Below are 16,878 nucleotides of genomic sequence, written 5' to 3' on the forward strand. Positions count from 1 at the left end.
CTCCTAAAGGTCGCAAAACCGCCTTACCTCCAAAAAGGCAAAGCGGTATTTTTAAATCAATTATACATTAAAATAACGTGCATCCGGATGAGCAAATACTATTGCCGATACACTTGCTTCCGGCTCCATCATAAAGCCTTCCGTTAAATGTACGCCAATCTTTTCCGGTTTCAATAGAGCGAACAGTTTCTCCTGGTCTTCCAGATTCGGACAGGCCGGATAGCCAAAGCTGAATCGTTGTCCTTGGTACTTCGCTGCAAACCGGTCACGCATCGTAAAGTCCGTTGCGTCCGGGAAGCCCCATTGGTCACGGATTTCCTGATGAATACGTTCCGCAAATCCTTCCGCAAGCTCAAGTGCAGTCGCCTGTAGTGCATGACTCTCCAGGAACTTGCCTGCTTGTTTCAGCTCATTTGCCTTTTCGCTTACCCCTTTACCTGCCGTTACAACCATTAACGCAATATAGTCCATCTCACCGCTATCAACCGGCTTTAAATAATCAGATAAACATAAATAAGGTGCTACTTGCTGGCGCGGGAATGTGAAGCGTTTGATTTCCGTTTTTGCATCTTCCGGACTGTACACAACAACATCATCGCCATCGGATTGGGCCGGGAAGAACTGATACATTCCTGAAGCACTCAATTCACCGCCAGTTAAATAGCTATTTACTAAATCATTCAATAAAACTGCACGGTCATCCTGATCCGCAAGCAATTGTTCCAAGTTCCCTTTAAGCCCTAAATGATGCCCGATCAATGTACGCATATTCACATACGGATGTAAGTGGGCAACCGAATAATCCGGTTTAATATGCGGCACTAAATCTTTTGGCTTCCAAACAGCGGCATCTCCCACTGTTCGAACCGGTTTTTCAAGTACTGCAACTGCAGGACGTGCCGCACGCTTCGCATCCGATTCGAGGCGTTTTTCCCGCGCATCACGTAATTCTTCTATTAATACTTCCCGTTCGTTTGTATTCATTAAGCGATTTGCCTGTTCCAAACCTTGCATCGCATCTTTTGAATAGATTACCGGTCCATCATACTGATCGGCAATTTTCGTCTCAGTAAAGCGACGTGACAATGCCGCGCCCCCTACTAATATCGGAATATCAATACCTGCTTCTTTAAAGTCCTGTGCCGTAATGACCATTTGCTGGGCTGATTTTACGAGTAAGCCTGATAAGCCGATAAAGTCCGGTTTTTCTCTTCGGATTGTTTCAATCAGCTGTGCAGGTGTCACTTTAATCCCTAAATCTATAACACGATAGCCATTATTGCTTAAAATAATGTCGACCAGGTTTTTGCCGATATCATGAACATCGCCTTTTACTGTCGCCAATACCATTGTCCCTTTATTGGCACTCGTATCGCCCTTTTCCATAAACTGCTCTAAATGAGCGACCGCTGCCTTCATGACACCGGCACTTTGTAGTACTTCTGCTACAATCAGCTGGTTTTCATTAAACAGTTTGCCGACTTCCGCCATCCCTGCCATCAATGGTCCGTTAATAATATCTAGCGGTGTATCGAACTTTTCAAGAGCTGCATTTAAATCGTCAATTAACCCTTCCTTCGTACCTTCCAATATGTAATACGCAAGGCGTTCTTCCACTGTCGCCGGCAATTCTTTCACGACTGCATCTTTCTTTTTATCACGGTAAAAGTCAGTGAATACAGCGAGTGTTTCATCATTTGTATTGAAGATCAGATCGTTCGCCAGCTTGATTTCCTCTTCAGGAATCGATGCATAGCGCTCCAGCTTTTCAGTATTTACAATCGCATAGTCCAAGCCGGCTTGTGTACAGTGATATAAGTACACCGCATTCAGCACTTCACGTCCTACAGGCGGCAGACCGAACGAAACATTACTTACACCAAGCACTGTTAAGCAGCCAGGTAAATGTTCTTTAATCAGGCGAATTCCTTCAATTGTTTCCTCAGCGGCACCGATATATTGCTCATCGCCTGTACCAACCGGGAACATTAACGGGTCAAAGATAATATCTTCAGCTGACATGCCCCATTTTTCTGTTAAGAGCTTATAAGAACGTTTCGCCACTTCAAGCTTTTGCTCACGTGTAATAGCCATTCCCGTTTCATCGATTGTACCGACAACAAGTGAAGCCCCATACTTTTTCACAAGTGGCATTACCGCATCGAAACGCTCTTCGCCATCTTCCAAGTTAATGGAGTTAATAATGGCCTTCCCCTGCGAATACTTCAGTGCAACTTCCATTACTTTTTCATCTGTAGAGTCGATTACAAGCGGCACTTTAACTTTTTTCACAACTTCCTGCATGAAGTTTTTCATATCTTCCACTTCATCACGGTCAGGGTTTGCTAAACAAATATCGATGACATGTGCTCCATTTTTAACTTGTGCACGCGCAATTTCCGCTGCTTCTTCAAATTTACCGTCAACAATCAGGTTTTTGAATTTACGGGAGCCGATTACATTCGTACGTTCCCCGATAAATAACGGACGCATTGATTCGTCGTATTGCAGTGGCTCGATACCTGATACGACATGTCCGTGTGTTACATCTTTCGGCTCACGCGGTTTATAGCCTTCTACAGCTTCACGGATTGCCGCGATATGCGCCGGTGTTGTACCGCAGCAGCCGCCGACGATGTTCAGCCAGCTTTTTTCTGCGAAACCTTGCAGTTTTTTCGATAATGAATCCGGCGTTTCATGGTAGCAGCCTTCCTCGTCCGGTAAACCGGCATTCGGATAACAGCTAATATAGCCATTTGAAAGTTCGGCCAATGAACGGATATGATCGGTCATAAATTCCGGGCCTGTCGCACAGTTCAGTCCGACAGACAAAGGTTTAATGTGCTCGATCGAAATATAAAATGCTTCGATTGATTGACCGGCAAGCGTTGTTCCCATCGGCTCAATTGTTCCGGAAATCATGACAGGCAGCTCTTTGCCAAGCTCTTCAAATGCGCGGTGAATCGCAATTGTTCCTGCTTTTACATTCAGCATATCCTGGGAAGTTTCCATTAAGATTAAATCCGCCCCAGCTTCGATTAACGCTTTCGCCTGTATATAAAAGTTTTCTTCCAGCTCTTCAAATGTAATACCGCCTGTTACCGACAATGTTTTTGTCGTTGGTCCGATTGCACCTGCAACAAAGCGTGGCCATTCCGGTGTCGAAAACTCTTTCGCCGCTTCCAGTGCAATCTCAACCGCCCGCTTATTAATTTCAACCGCCTTGTCACCTAAGTCATATTCATCCAATACGAGCGGTGTTCCGCCAAATGTATTTGTACAAATAATATCAGCGCCTGCAGCTAAATATTCACGGTGGATTTTGCCCAATACATCCGGTCTTGTCAGCACGAGGTTTTCGTTACAACCGTCTAAATCTTCTCCGCCAAAATCTTCATATGTTAGGTTTTCTGCCTGAAGCATCGTCCCCATGGCACCATCGATGATAAGTATTCTTTTTTGTAATTGCTCATGAATTGGGTGATTATACATTCGACTGAACTCCTTTACTTTCCGCATCATATTGTTTTACATAGTCCATTAATTCAAGCGTCATATCATAGCGTAAAAACGGTGTAATTAAATAAATCCCGTTAAAGTATTTGCAAGCCGTATCGAGTAGCTCTTTCGCAATCGCGATTCCTTCTGCTGTCGCTGCTTCCTTGTCATCCCCGCAAGCAGCCATACGCGCAAGTACTTCATCTGATAACTTAATTCCTGGTACTTCATGATGTAAAAATTCCGCGCTGCGCGATGACGTCAACGGCATAATTCCGATATAGATTGGTGTTTCCAAATGTTTAGTCGCCTCATAGATTTCGACGATTTTCTCTTTCGTATAGACCGGCTGCGAAATAAAGTAATCTGCACCATGCTCGATTTTCTTCTCTAAACGGGCAACAGCACGGTCCAAAACACGGACATTCGGATTAAAGGCAGCGGCCACAGAGAAGTTCGCCTGTTTTCGTAACGATTTCCCTGTAAAAGAACCACCCTTATTTAACTGCTTAATTAAGGAAATAAGCTCCATTGATGAAACATCATAGACGCTTGTCGCACCCGGGAAATCTCCCACTTTTGTCGGGTCCCCTGTAATGACAAGAATATCGTGAAGTTCCAGCGCATCCAGCCCCATCAAATGTGACTGAAGCCCAATTAAGTTGCGGTCACGGCATGTTAAATGCGGCAATGAGCGAATCCCATGCTCTTTCAAAATAGCGGCCATCGCGATATTACTAATTCGCGGTGAAGCAAGTGAGTTATCCGCCATCATAATGACGTCTGCGCCCGCTTTTGCCAGCTGTTTTGCCCCTTCGACAAACCCGTCAATTTCCAGATGACGCGGTGTATCAAGTTCCACAATAACAGAGCGTTCACGTTTTGCTTTTTCGTGGAGCGGCTCTTGCTTACGCGGCTCCGGAATACGGACAAATTGCGTTTGCCCAGGTTTGGCTTCTTTTGTATCAACCGGCTCCATATTCGCCAAACGTTTTTTTACTGCTGCAATATGCTTCGGTGTTGTTCCGCAGCAACCGCCAATTAAACGGACTCCCTGATTTACGAGTTCGACAGCTGCACGTGCAAAATAATCGGTTTCCGACTCATAGACAACACGACCATCTTCAATATCCAGTAATGATGCATTTGGGTATGCCGATAAAAATGCCTTTTCCGGTAAATTGACTCCTTCAAACGCCTGGATTGTATGGAAAGGACCTAATCGGCAGTTGCTCCCAACAATATCTGCACCTAATCTTTCCAAATCATGAAAAGCTTCATTTAAAGACATCAAATTTTGAAGAACACCCGGTTCCTGCATTGTGACTTGGGCAATGATCGGTAAATCGGTCATTGAACGTAATAGATGGACACAATGGGATAGTTCTTCAAAATCATAATACGTTTCAAGTAAAAATCCGTCCGGTTCTCCAGCTAGTAATACTTCAGCCTGCTCTTGGAATGCAGCTAAAATTTCGTCTAATGTCGCATCACTTTTTCGGATTCCGCGAATACCGCCAATTGTCGCCAGAACGTATTGCCCATCAAGAGAGGCAGCACGCTTTGCGATTTTTAATGCGGCTTCATTAAATTCCAGGACACGATTTTCATAGCCATAACGTGCAAGCTTAATCCGGTTTGCCCCATATGTATTTGTTTGGATAATATCTGCACCAGCTGCAATATATTCGCTATGAATCTTCTCTATAATATCAGGACGTGCAATATTCATTTCTTCATGACAATAATCCAACCCATATGAATAAAGAAGTGTTCCGATTGCCCCGTCTGCTGTTAAAACCCGTGTTTGTAATTCTTCAAGTAAACCCATTGCCTTCACTCCATCATTTACAGTATTTTCAGTATATTAACGATATAAAAAAAGCCTTCTTTCATTAAATAAAAGAAGGCTTAGTAGTTATCAACTTAATCCCTTCTCATCTTCTGGCATTAGCCACTGGATTTAGCACCTGACTTAATGTTGGTTGCTGAAGTTTCATCGGGCCAGTCCCTCGACTTCTCTTGATAAGAAAATAATATGAATTTTTAAAATAATTAAATGAATCATAACGTTATCTAATAGTTACGTCAATACCCTTTAGCCGAATGAAGTATTTCTTTACATAATTCGACTAATAATCTGTTCAGCCGTTTTTTTGCCGTTTAAAATACAGGCACCGATTCCGACTCCGAAATAGGCACATCCCGCTAATAGAACATTCGGGTAATCTGTCACCAGCTGCTGCACAACTTTCGATAATGCTTCATTATGAGCCAAATCATAGCGTGGCATTTGATCAATCCACTTTGTTACATTGACGACTGTCGGCTCCGCTTCAACACCTAAGCTAAGTCGTATATCTTCCAGCGCAACTTTTGTCAGTTCTTCATCAGACATGGCTGCCAACTCTTCATAGCGCGGATTAATATTTTTATAAAACAGGCGAACGAGTAAATTACCTTCTGCCGACGTATGCTTCCATTTACGGCTCGTCCATGTCGATGCATTGCAAACTAAATCACTATTATGCGAAACGATAAAGCCTGTGCCATCTGCCGGTAAAATATCGTCCGGTACATCAAAGCCAACATACATCGTTAGAGCAGATGCTGTCGTGAACTTTTTAAGCTGTTCTTCCAGTGAGTCATCCTGTATGACATGACGTACGGTTTCATTCGGAACGGCCAGTACAACAACATCCGCTAAAATCGTTTCATCTTCCAGCACGATTTCATATTGCTCGCCTAATTTATTGATTTGCTTTGTTACTGTATTTTTCATGAATTCAACTTCCGGCAGCTGTTCCTCTAAACGATCGATCAATGCCGATAAACCTGAACGGAAAGAAATAAACTTCTTATTCGCAGCTTTTTCGAATTGCTCACGATGTGCTTCGAATCCTTTAATAATCGACCCGTAGTTGTTTTTATAATCCACTAAATAAGGCAGAGTGGATGCCAGGCTTAATTGATATAAATCTCCTGAATAAACACCTGCTAATACAGGGGCAATTTGTTTGCGGACAATTTCTTCCCCTAAAAAGTACTCCAAAAACGTTCCGATAGAGCTTTCTTTTGTAAATGTAGTGTTCGGTATTTCTAAGTCTTGCAGTGCTCTCTTTTTACCTTCTTCAGAAATTAGCGTACTCGACATAAGTGATTCTACACTCATCGGAATGCCGAATGTCGAGCCTGCCGGAATTGCATGAAGCTCATTATTCGTATGAATGTAGGAAATACCTGTTTCGTTATAGACAAGCTCTGATTCAAAATCAAGCTCCTTTACAAGTTCCAAAACCCCTGGATGACGAGCTACAATTGAGTCAGCCCCCGTTTCCATAATAAAGCCTTTATCCTTTTCGGAATGAATTTTCCCGCCTAAATATGTGTTCTTTTCAATCAGTATTAACCGCGCTTCCACATTTTGCTCATGCATTTTATTTTTCAAATAATGCATTGTACATAATCCGGTAATTCCGCCACCTACAACTACTACTGTTTTCATATCCACTCTCTCCTATTTCGTTCGCTTCTCTTTAATAAGTATAAACTTTTTTATACGAAATATGGTCTGCTGGGTATCACAATTTTCAGAACCTCATAAGAAAAGCCACCCTACCTAAAAATATGGTAGGATGGCTTCTTGTTTATTTATAAGATAGTTGCTTTGTTAGGGAAATAATTTCTGCCTCCAAAGATGTAGAGCGTTTATCAAAATAACGGATACGTTCAATACTGCGATTTTCTAAATGTTTGTTTAGATCTAACATATTTACTGCATCGCTCGCAAACAGTTTTAAAGTACGGACACCAGATTCAATTTTCCGAACTTCCTTGCCATAAATAAGTGCGGTATTATCTGCTGTTTTACCCTTCTTCAATTCCAAAATATTAGTATTGATAAGCTCATCAATTTGATTGTAACGTTTTTCTTGTTTATCCGTCATCATTTGGATTTTTTGCTTGTATTTAATAACATCTTTATGATCTAGTCCTGTTTGGATATAACTTTTTAAATATTCAACGATTGTACATAGCGTCGTCAAATTCTCCCGCTGTTCTAATAGCATTTGTTGTAGTTTTTGAATACTATCCTCATTGTGTTCAGAAGAGAATTGGTGGACTGCAAACATAAACATAAAAATTCCCCCTTCTTAATACTTTCCCCTTATAATATATTTCCTATTTTTCACGGAATTTAAACCTATTTTTCTCCATGAAATGGGTCTAAATTATGACAGAGAGACAGGAAATTGAACCTTTTACTGTATCTATCATATTATTATTCATATATATCGTTATTTAGAACTAATAGCTTTTCCCGCCACTTGGATGCTTCAACTGCGTCCGTCATCTCATAGTAGCTGACAACTTTTTTTGTCGCTTCCAAGTCTCCAAGTAAACTTGCTTTTTTATAGTAACGGATTGCCTTTTCTTTATCCTGAGTAATTCCATAACCGTATTCATAACAGTAGGCGATATTGTATGTTGCATCGACATGAAACTGTTCGCTCGCTTTTAAAAACCATTCCAACGCTTTTTCATAATCCTGCTGTTGCCCAAGTTCTCCTGAAAAATAGATCATACCGATGCGATACATCGCCTCGACATCATGCTGTTCGGCACTTTGCGAATAAAAGGCAAAGGCCTGCGATTCATCACATTCGGTTCCCAATCCTTGTTCATACATCATTCCGAGGGTAAACATCGCTTCAGGGACACCTAATCCTGCCGCTTTCTTAAACCAATTGAGTGCCTGTTGCTCGTCTACCGCAGTTCCTTCACCGTTCAAATACATATCTGCTAAATTATTCATTGCATCAGGGTGACCTAACTGTGCAGCTCTTTTATAGAGTGAAAACGCCTGCTGCTCGCTTCCTTTTTCGCCAAGCTCCTCAAAATAACAATTCCCCAGTTCATACATAGCTTCTCTGTTTTGCTGTTCACTCGCCTTATCTAACAAGTCGTACATTTCGTCATATTGTCCATATTCTTTAAATAACATGGCAATATTAACGATTGCCTGCCCGTCCCCTTTCATTGCCGAGTCAAATTGCTCCAGCCACTTGTCCTCATGCTCGATTTCATGTAATTTAAGCAAGGCTTTAAATTGATTATGGTCCATTTAATTCACTCTTCTCTTTGCTGAAAATAATCCAGTAAATATTGTTTAAACTCTGATACTGCTGGAGGCAGATAACGATTTTTCGCCCATGATACACAGACGGAACGATAGCAAGGTGGATTTAGCTTCAAACGTTTTACTTTATAATGGTCAAGCCCTTTAATATTCGGTATTACGGATATACCCATTCCTGCACCGACAAACCCTGCTACTGTATGCATTTCTTCAGCGGCAAATGTAGTATTTAGAGTAATCCCCCGCTCTAAAAAAAGTTCATCCACTAATTGACGAAGTGAATTTCCTTTTTTAATTGCGATAAATGGTTCATTTTTTACTTCCTCAAATTTAACGGCATCTTGCTTAGCCAATGGATGAGTTGTCGGGACAATGACAAACAGCTCTTCCTCAAATAATTCTTCTGTCTCTATTTCAATTACTTTTGATTCGATTTTTTGGGATAGGCACAGGTCGATGGCACCTTCTTCAAGGCGCTTTAATAAGCTTAACGATGTCGCCTGTGTTAAAGAAAATTGCATATTCGGAAATGCCTCACTTGTTGAAGCAATCAGTTCCGGCACAATTTCCATGCCAAGTGTATGAATAAAACCAAAGGACACTTCTCCCGAACCAGGTTTAATAATATCTTCAAATTCTTCTTTAATCCGATCGTATTCATCCAAAATGACATTGACACTTTGTAAGAAAAGCTCGCCAAAACGATTCAGATAAATAGATCTTCCTTCACGGTTAAAAAGCGGTACTCCTAAATTCTGTTCGATGTTCGCAATCGACTTACTTAACGCCGGTTGGGAAATCGCCAAAACTTCTGCCGCACGGGTCATATGTTGCATTGTAGCAACGGTTTTGAAATATTGAAGCTGTTCAATCTCCATTTTTCACACCTCACATCATTCATAACTTTTTTGCATCGAAATAATAAAAATAATAAATTGTACTTATATATTAATACCTTTATAATAATCGATAGCAACAGCTTTTCATAACAAAATTATTTTAAGATTTCAAGCATTTTTTTGAAGTTTTATAAAATTGACATAAAAAAAAGGGGTCTAATTGACAATGAAACTCATCGCACCGAAACCTTTTACAATTGAATCCGGAAAACGTGCTGTTTTATTACTGCATGGCTTTACCGGAAATACAAATGATGTAAAACGTTTAGGAAAGTATTTAGCGGATCGTAACTATACAGTACATGCACCATTATATAAAGGCCATGGTGGTGGCCCAGATTTATTAATTCAATCACAACCCGCAGAATGGTGGGACAGTGTTATAGAAGGCTACGATGAATTGCGTAATCGTGGTTATGATGAAATTGCAGTAGCAGGTGTTTCTCTTGGCGGCATTTTCTCTTTAAAGCTTGGTGAGGAACGTCCGACAAAAGCGATTGTTACAATGTCTGCTCCAGCAACTGCAAAATCAACAGATAGTTTACAAAATCGAATTATTGACTATGCTATTAACTATAAAAAGTTATCAGGCACTTATGACGAAACAGTGGATAGCCGAAATAAAATAGCTGAACTTGTAAAAATGCCTTCATTAAATTATTTACAAAATATGATTAATGAAACAAGTGAAAAACTAAATGTTATTCAAACACCAGTCCACATTTTACGTGGTTTGGAAGATGATGAATATTATTGTGAGAGTGCCGACCTTATCTATAGTTCAGTTAATTCACGAATTAAATCAGTTAAAACTTTCATTAATTCCGGACATATATTAACATTAGGTAAAGAACGTGAATTAGTGTTTGAAGAAATTTATCGTTTCTTTGAAGGGTTAAAGTGGAAAGAATAATTTTCACACCCGCTTCATCTTATAAACAACATTGTGTCCCCTTGCAAAAATCCCCGTTTTTGCAATGATATAGACGAGTTTGCATTTGTTTACTCGTCAGCAAAAAACGAGCGTTAAATGGATCCCCGTCCATTTAACGCTTGTTTTTTATTTTTCATTTATTGCAAGCACTAAAATTTTCGCCGCTTGAGCACGTGTTACATTGCCTTGAGGTGAAAACGTTGTAGCACTTGTTCCTTGGACTAGGCCCGTATCATATAAAAAAGTAATTGCTAACTGCGCTTCATCGTTATAGTTTGCAATATCATGGAAAGGTGCCTGTTTTGCAGGAATATATTGCTGCCCAGTTTGAACAGTTGAAAGTCGCATTAAAATCAATGCTAACTGTGAACGTGTAATTTTACCTTGAGGATTAAAATCCCCGTTATTATCTTTAATCAAGCCAGCTTCATATGCAGCGGCAATTGCATTTTGAGTTTGCGGTGCATAATGACTAATATCTTTAAAAGGGGCCTTGTTTTTTGCAGTTAATCCAAAAGCCCTTGAAATTACAGAGATCGCTTGAGCACGCGTCATATTGGCATTTGGCTGGAATGTACCATCCTCATAACCATTCATAATTCCTTTTGCATAGGCAACATCAATATAATCTTTGCTCCAATGGTTTTGAATATCAGTAAACGGCGCTTTCACAATCTCGCCTTCCGTATTATCTTCTTCTCTGATCAATGCATCCAAATAATTTTTTAACATCGCATCCGCTACTACTTGATAACCTGCTTCACTTAAATGGATATTTTGAGGGTTCGGTAAATAAGTTTTTGCATCCGTTGCGATTTGTGCAGCTACTTCAGTAAATATGCCACCATTATTTTCTACAATATTCTTCATTGAATTATTCAAAGTAGTTACTAGCAAGCTTAATTGTTTTTGAATTGCCGGATCCTCTATATAAGGAAACGGATTGTAAAGACCCATGACGATTATATCAACGTCCGGATTAATTTTATAAATACTATCAAAAATCTTCTTATAATTCACTGATACAGCCTGAATGCTTTTAATAACTTCTGCAGTATCAAAGCTAAACTCACCCGAATCAGAGCGATTTACATTCAAAATATCATTTGCTCCAACACTCAATGTAATGAGGTCTGCCTGCCCAATTGCATCCTTGATTGCGATAGTCTTTTGCGAAACACCATTTAAGTCGTAAATAGGTTTCGTGACGTTTTCTTCGATTTCCTTTAACACGTCAACGGTTGTAAATCCTGGGTAAGAGAACCCTTTATTAAACATTACTTCACTTTTCTGCTCTTGATAATTTTTAGCAAGCAGGTCTGCATAACCAAAACCAATCTCACCTTTTTCATTCATTCCCGCTGCCAGCGAGTCACCAAGTGCTACATAATAAAGCTCATTACTCTCACTTTCGGCCTGCACTATAGTTGTTAAAGGTAAAACGAGTTGTAATACGAGTACAAATGTCAGTAAAACTGCAAACTTCTTCATCCAATTCCTCCCTTATTTTGGAACCTTTCCATATTATAATTTATCGATTATTAAAATACAAAATATTGTTTAAACAGATAGGCTATCCCTTAAAAACTGCTTTTCACATATATTAGTAAATCAACTGTTGGAGGAAAGAAAATGATTTCAATTAGCTTATGTATGATTGTCAAAAATGAAGAAGCCGTTATTGCCCGCTGTTTAGATTCGGTAAAAGATTTAGTAGACGAAATGAATATTGTAGATACAGGATCTACAGATAATACAAAAGAAATTGTTAAACAATATACAAATCGGATTTTTGATTTTAAATGGATTGATAACTTTGCCGCAGCGCGGAATTTTTCATTTCAGCAAGCGACAAAAGATTACATTCTTTGGCTGGACGCAGATGATCTTCTTAATATTGAAGAGCAAGAAAAGTTTAGAGTATTAAAAAACACACTTTCCCCTGAAATTGATGTCATTTCCATGAATTATTATTTAAGTTTTGATGACGATGAGAATGTAGCTTCATTAATAAGAAGAAACCGCTTAGTAAAACGCGAAAAAAACTTTCAGTGGATTGGTGCAGTACATGAATACCTGGAAGTATACGGAACGTTTTTGGAAAGTGACATTGGGATAAGTCACGTCCCCCTTTCCCATGATCAATATCGCAACATCGAGATTTACAAGAAGTTAATTAACGACGGAAAGGAACTGTCGCCACGTGACCTTTATTATTATGCTAATGAATTGAAAGACCACCAATTATATGATGAAGCAATCTATTATTATGAGCAATTTTTAACTTCTAATTTAGGGTGGGTCGAGGACTGTATTCAAGCCTGCTATAAACTATCTGATTGTTATGCAGCGATTAAAGATGATGGCAATAAAATTACTTCTGTTTTAAGAATTTTTGAATATGATAGCCCCAGACCTGAAGCATGCTGTCGATTAGGTTATTACTTTATGGAACAAGCAAAGAATAATGCAGCAATCTATTGGTATGAGCAAGCTTTAACAGTAAAAATCCCACCTAATTCTCCATTTCAAAATAACACCTTTACTACATGGCTTCCCCATCTACAATTATGTGTCCTTTATGATCGATTACAGCAATACGAAAAGGCTTACTTCCACAATGAAAAAGCAAGAAGCTACAAACCAAACGATGAAAGAATACTGTTTAACCAAAAGTATTTTAATAAGATTTTAAAAAAAGACCTTTTCTTAGAACCATAAATAAACCTAAAAACGAGCTGTGTTGTTTAAATTTTTTAGCATCTACATTTTAAAATATTGCTGTCTTTAATTTTAACTTTTCTTTTATAAACCTCCTTCACAGAAGTTATTTCCTATTTATATAGTTTATTGTCTTAGCTATTATATATTCCGCCGAATATATTATTTCGAAATAACTTTTTATAATCCACTATGTAAAGGAGGCATTATATGGAATTCGACATAAGGAAATACAACCAAGGCTATTTGAACTGTTGCGGGGCTTATCATAAATGTTCTCCTTACTGTGGGCGTGATACAGGTGTAACTGGTCCTACTGGTCCTACCGGGCCTACCGGTCCTGTTGGTCCTGCTGGGCCCATTGGAGACACAGGGCCTACTGGGGCTACCGGTGAAATTGGGCCTGCCGGAGCAACGGGGGCCACTGGTGATACTGGACCTACTGGCGCAACTGGGGCTACCGGCGAGATTGGACCTGCTGGAGCAACGGGGGCTACTGGCGACACTGGACCAACAGGCGAGATTGGGCCTACCGGTGCAACTGGGGCTACTGGAGAAATCGGACCTGCCGGAGCTACGGGGGCTACCGGCGACACTGGACCTACCGGAGCAACTGGGGCTACCGGCGAGATCGGTCCTGCCGGGGCTACTGGTGCCACTGGGGAGACTGGACCTACTGGACCAACTGGGGCTACTGGCGAGACCGGACCTACTGGACCAACTGGGGCTACTGGCGAGACCGGACCTACTGGACCAACTGGGGCTGCTGGAGAAATCGGACCTGCTGGAGCTACGGGCGCTACCGGTGATACTGGACCTACCGGAGCAACAGGTACCACTGGTGATACTGGACCTACTGGAGAAATCGGACCTGCTGGAGCAACGGGTGCGACTGGCGACACTGGACCTACTGGTGCAACAGGACCTACTGGCGACATCGGGCCTGCTGGAGCAACTGGGGCTACTGGCGAGATCGGACCTGCTGGAGCAACGGGCGCTACCGGAGACACTGGACCTACTGGACCAACAGGAGCCACTGGGGATATCGGACCTGCTGGACCAACAGGCGCTACCGGCGACACTGGACCTACTGGACCAACAGGGGCTACTGGCGAAATCGGACCTGCTGGAGCAACGGGTGCTACTGGCGTCACTGGACCTACTGGCGCAACGGGCGCTACCGGCGAGATTGGACCTACTGGGGAAACAGGGGCTACTGGTGATACTGGACCTACTGGACTTACTGGGGCAACAGGGGCTACTGGCGAGATTGGACCTGCTGGAGCAACGGGCGCTACTGGTAACATCGGACCTGCTGGACCTACTGGACCAACAGGCGCTACCGGCGAAATTGGGCCTACCGGAGCAACAGGGGCCATTGGGGATATAGGGCCTGCTGGAGCACCGGGCCCTACTGGGGATACCGGACCTACTGGCGCTACAGGCGCTACTGGGGATACCGGACCTACTGGACCAACAGGCGCTACTGGAGAAATCGGACCTGTTGGAGCAACGGGCACTACCGGGGAAACCGGGCCTACTGGGGCAACAGGGGCTACTGGTGACACTGGACCTACCGGAGCTACGGGCGCTACCGGCGAGATTGGACCTGTTGGACCAACGGGGGCTACCGGGGAGACCGGACCTACTGGCGCAACAGGAGCCACTGGTGATATCGGACCTACTGGCGCAACGGGCACTACTGGGGAAACCGGGCCTACTGGGGCAACAGGGGCCACTGGTAATACTGGACCTACCGGAGCTACGGGCGCTACCGGCGAGATTGGACCTGTTGGACCAACGGGGGCTACCGGGGAGACCGGACCTAATGGCGCAACAGGAGCCACTGGTGATATCGGACCTACTGGCGCAACGGGGGCTACTGGGGAAACCGGGCCTACTGGGGCAACAGGGGCCACTGGTAATACTGGACCTACCGGAGCTACGGGCGCTACCGGCGAGATTGGACCTGTTGGACCAACGGGGGCTACCGGGGAGACCGGACCTAATGGCGCAACAGGAGCCACTGGTGATATCGGACCTACTGGCGCAACGGGGGCTACTGGAGAAATCGGACCTGCTGGAGCAACGGGCACTACTGGGGAAACCGGGCCTACTGGGGCAACAGGGGCCACTGGTAATACTGGACCTACCGGAGCAACTGGGGCTACTGGTAATACTGGACCTACCGGAGCAACTGGGGCTACTGGCGAGATCGGACCTGCTGGACCAACGGGGGCTACCGGTGATACTGGACCTACTGGAGCTACGGGCGCTACTGGGGACACTGGACCTACCGGAGCAACTGGGGCTACCGGAGATACTGGACCTACTGGAGAAACGGGTGCGACTGGCGACACTGGACCTACTGGACCAACAGGTGCTACCGGTGAGATTGGACCTGCTGGAGCAACTGGGGCTACTGGAGATACTGGACCTACTGGGGAGACTGGACCTACTGGGGCCACTGGGGATATAGGGCCTACTGGAGAAATCGGACCTACTGGAGCAACAGGCGCTACTGGGGATACCGGACCTACTGGCGCAACGGGCGCTACAGGGGAGATTGGACCTGCCGGTGCAACGGGCGCCACTGGGGAAACCGGGCCTACTGGACCAACAGGCGAGATTGGGCCTACCGGTGCAACAGGCGCTACTGGTGCTACCGGCGAGATTGGACCTGCTGGAGCAACGGGGGCTACCGGCGACACTGGACCTACTGGACCAACAGGCGCTACCGGCGAGATCGGTCCTGCTGGAGCAACAGGAGCCACTGGGGATATCGGACCTACTGGGGCAACAGGGGCTACCGGCGAGATCGGTCCTGCCGGGGCTACTGGTAACACTGGGGAGACTGGACCTACCGGAGCAACGGGCGCTACCGGCGACACTGGACCTACTGGTGCAACGGGCGCTACTGGCGACACTGGACCTACTGGACCAACAGGGGCGACTGGTGACACTGGACCTACCGGAGCTACGGGCGCTACCGGAGCTACTGGGGCCACTGGGGAGTCCGGACCTACTGGGGCTACCGGGGCTACCGGACCTACTGGGGCCACTGGTATTACTGGTCCAACTGGCGCTACCGGACCTACTGTACCCACTGGACCTACTGGACCTACTGGGCCGACAGGTCCTGTATTCACAGAAGGATTTTCAGCATTTAAAAACACTTTGACAGTTAGTGGATCTACTACAATTAACAACTGGAGCGTTGCAGCACCATATTTCACAACACCAGCATTTAACCCTGCTACTGGCATATTTACTGTTCCCGCAACAGGAAGATATGTATTTGAAGCTACAATCAACTACTCTACTACAGCAGCGATTAGTCTCTCTCTAGGTGCTGGGATAAATCCTGCATTTGAGATTAGACGAAATACTTCTTCAAATATAATTAGCGGTCTGTTCCCTATTTTAAACATAGCTGTAACACTATTAACTTTAAGAACTATTTTAGGGAGCGGAACAGTAACATTGACGGGGGAAGCACAGTTAACTGCCGGGGATACTATTGATTTGCATTATCAATCTGGCGGTTTATCATTAACTCTTAATTTAGGAGGAACAGGCGCTTCATCTACTGGTATTGTATGGTCCTGTCACCGAATTTCTTAGAAGTTGAATAAGCACTTCATACAGGAAAATTAAAATACCACTTCCCAAGGTAACTTGAGAAG

10 protein-coding genes and 1 riboswitch are annotated in these 16,878 nt (G+C 43.4%); of the genes, 3 read left to right on the forward strand and 7 right to left on the reverse strand.

The features are described 5' to 3' along the window. Positions 1-60: 60 nt before the first annotated feature. The 6 genes from metH to MKY71_RS16640 form a co-directional block, all read right to left on the reverse strand. Positions 61-3,492 (reverse strand): methionine synthase, encoded by a 3,432-nt coding sequence (metH, locus tag MKY71_RS16615; protein ID WP_340733389.1) that lies wholly within the window; start codon positions 3,490-3,492, stop codon positions 61-63. Continuing rightward, the gene (locus MKY71_RS16620) at positions 3,485-5,329 is read right to left on the reverse strand and encodes a bifunctional homocysteine S-methyltransferase/methylenetetrahydrofolate reductase (RefSeq protein ID WP_340733390.1); all 1,845 of its coding nucleotides are present in this window, start codon (positions 5,327-5,329) and stop codon (positions 3,485-3,487) included. The genes metH and MKY71_RS16620 overlap by 8 nt, the downstream gene beginning before the upstream one ends. Before the next feature lie 103 nt (positions 5,330-5,432). Further along, a riboswitch (SAM riboswitch) is annotated at positions 5,433-5,530 on the reverse strand. A gap of 87 nt (positions 5,531-5,617) precedes the next feature. After that, positions 5,618-7,003, reverse strand: a complete 1,386-nt coding sequence (gene hemG / locus MKY71_RS16625) for a protoporphyrinogen oxidase (protein ID WP_340733391.1) — start codon at positions 7,001-7,003, stop codon at positions 5,618-5,620. 142 nt (positions 7,004-7,145) lie between these two features. Then, positions 7,146-7,637 (reverse strand): chemotaxis protein, encoded by a 492-nt coding sequence (locus MKY71_RS16630; protein WP_340733392.1) that lies wholly within the window; start codon positions 7,635-7,637, stop codon positions 7,146-7,148. A 143-nt stretch (positions 7,638-7,780) separates the two neighbouring features. Then, positions 7,781-8,623 carry a tetratricopeptide repeat protein gene (locus MKY71_RS16635; protein WP_340733393.1) on the reverse strand — a complete coding sequence of 281 codons (843 nt, stop codon included), beginning with the start codon at positions 8,621-8,623 and terminating at the stop codon, positions 7,781-7,783. 5 nt (positions 8,624-8,628) lie between these two features. After that, a complete protein-coding gene (locus MKY71_RS16640; protein WP_340733394.1) occupies positions 8,629-9,516 on the reverse strand; it encodes a LysR family transcriptional regulator in 888 nt (295 codons plus the stop codon). 187 nt (positions 9,517-9,703) lie between these two features. On the opposite strand from MKY71_RS16640, the gene MKY71_RS16645 reads away from it, so the two are divergent. Then, positions 9,704-10,450 (forward strand): alpha/beta hydrolase, encoded by a 747-nt coding sequence (locus tag MKY71_RS16645; protein ID WP_340733395.1) that lies wholly within the window; start codon positions 9,704-9,706, stop codon positions 10,448-10,450. A gap of 147 nt (positions 10,451-10,597) precedes the next feature. Here the strand turns inward: MKY71_RS16645 and MKY71_RS16650 are convergent, their stop codons facing one another. After that, on the reverse strand, positions 10,598-11,962 hold the full coding sequence (locus tag MKY71_RS16650; protein ID WP_340733396.1) for an S-layer homology domain-containing protein: 1,365 nt from the start codon (positions 11,960-11,962) through the stop codon (positions 10,598-10,600). A 141-nt stretch (positions 11,963-12,103) separates the two neighbouring features. On the opposite strand from MKY71_RS16650, the gene MKY71_RS16655 reads away from it, so the two are divergent. Together MKY71_RS16655 and MKY71_RS16660 are read left to right on the forward strand one after the other, a co-directional pair. After that, positions 12,104-13,192 (forward strand): tetratricopeptide repeat-containing glycosyltransferase family 2 protein, encoded by a 1,089-nt coding sequence (locus MKY71_RS16655; protein WP_340733397.1) that lies wholly within the window; start codon positions 12,104-12,106, stop codon positions 13,190-13,192. Positions 13,193-13,402: 210 nt separating this feature from the next. Continuing rightward, positions 13,403-16,816: a beta strand repeat-containing protein gene (locus MKY71_RS16660; protein WP_340733399.1), complete on the forward strand. Its 3,414-nt coding sequence runs from the start codon at positions 13,403-13,405 to the stop codon at positions 16,814-16,816. Positions 16,817-16,878 lie beyond the last annotated feature (62 nt).

The sequence above is a fragment of the Solibacillus sp. FSL W7-1324 genome, from assembly GCF_038008025.1.
Taxonomy (GTDB): Bacteria; Bacillota; Bacilli; order Bacillales_A; family Planococcaceae; genus Solibacillus.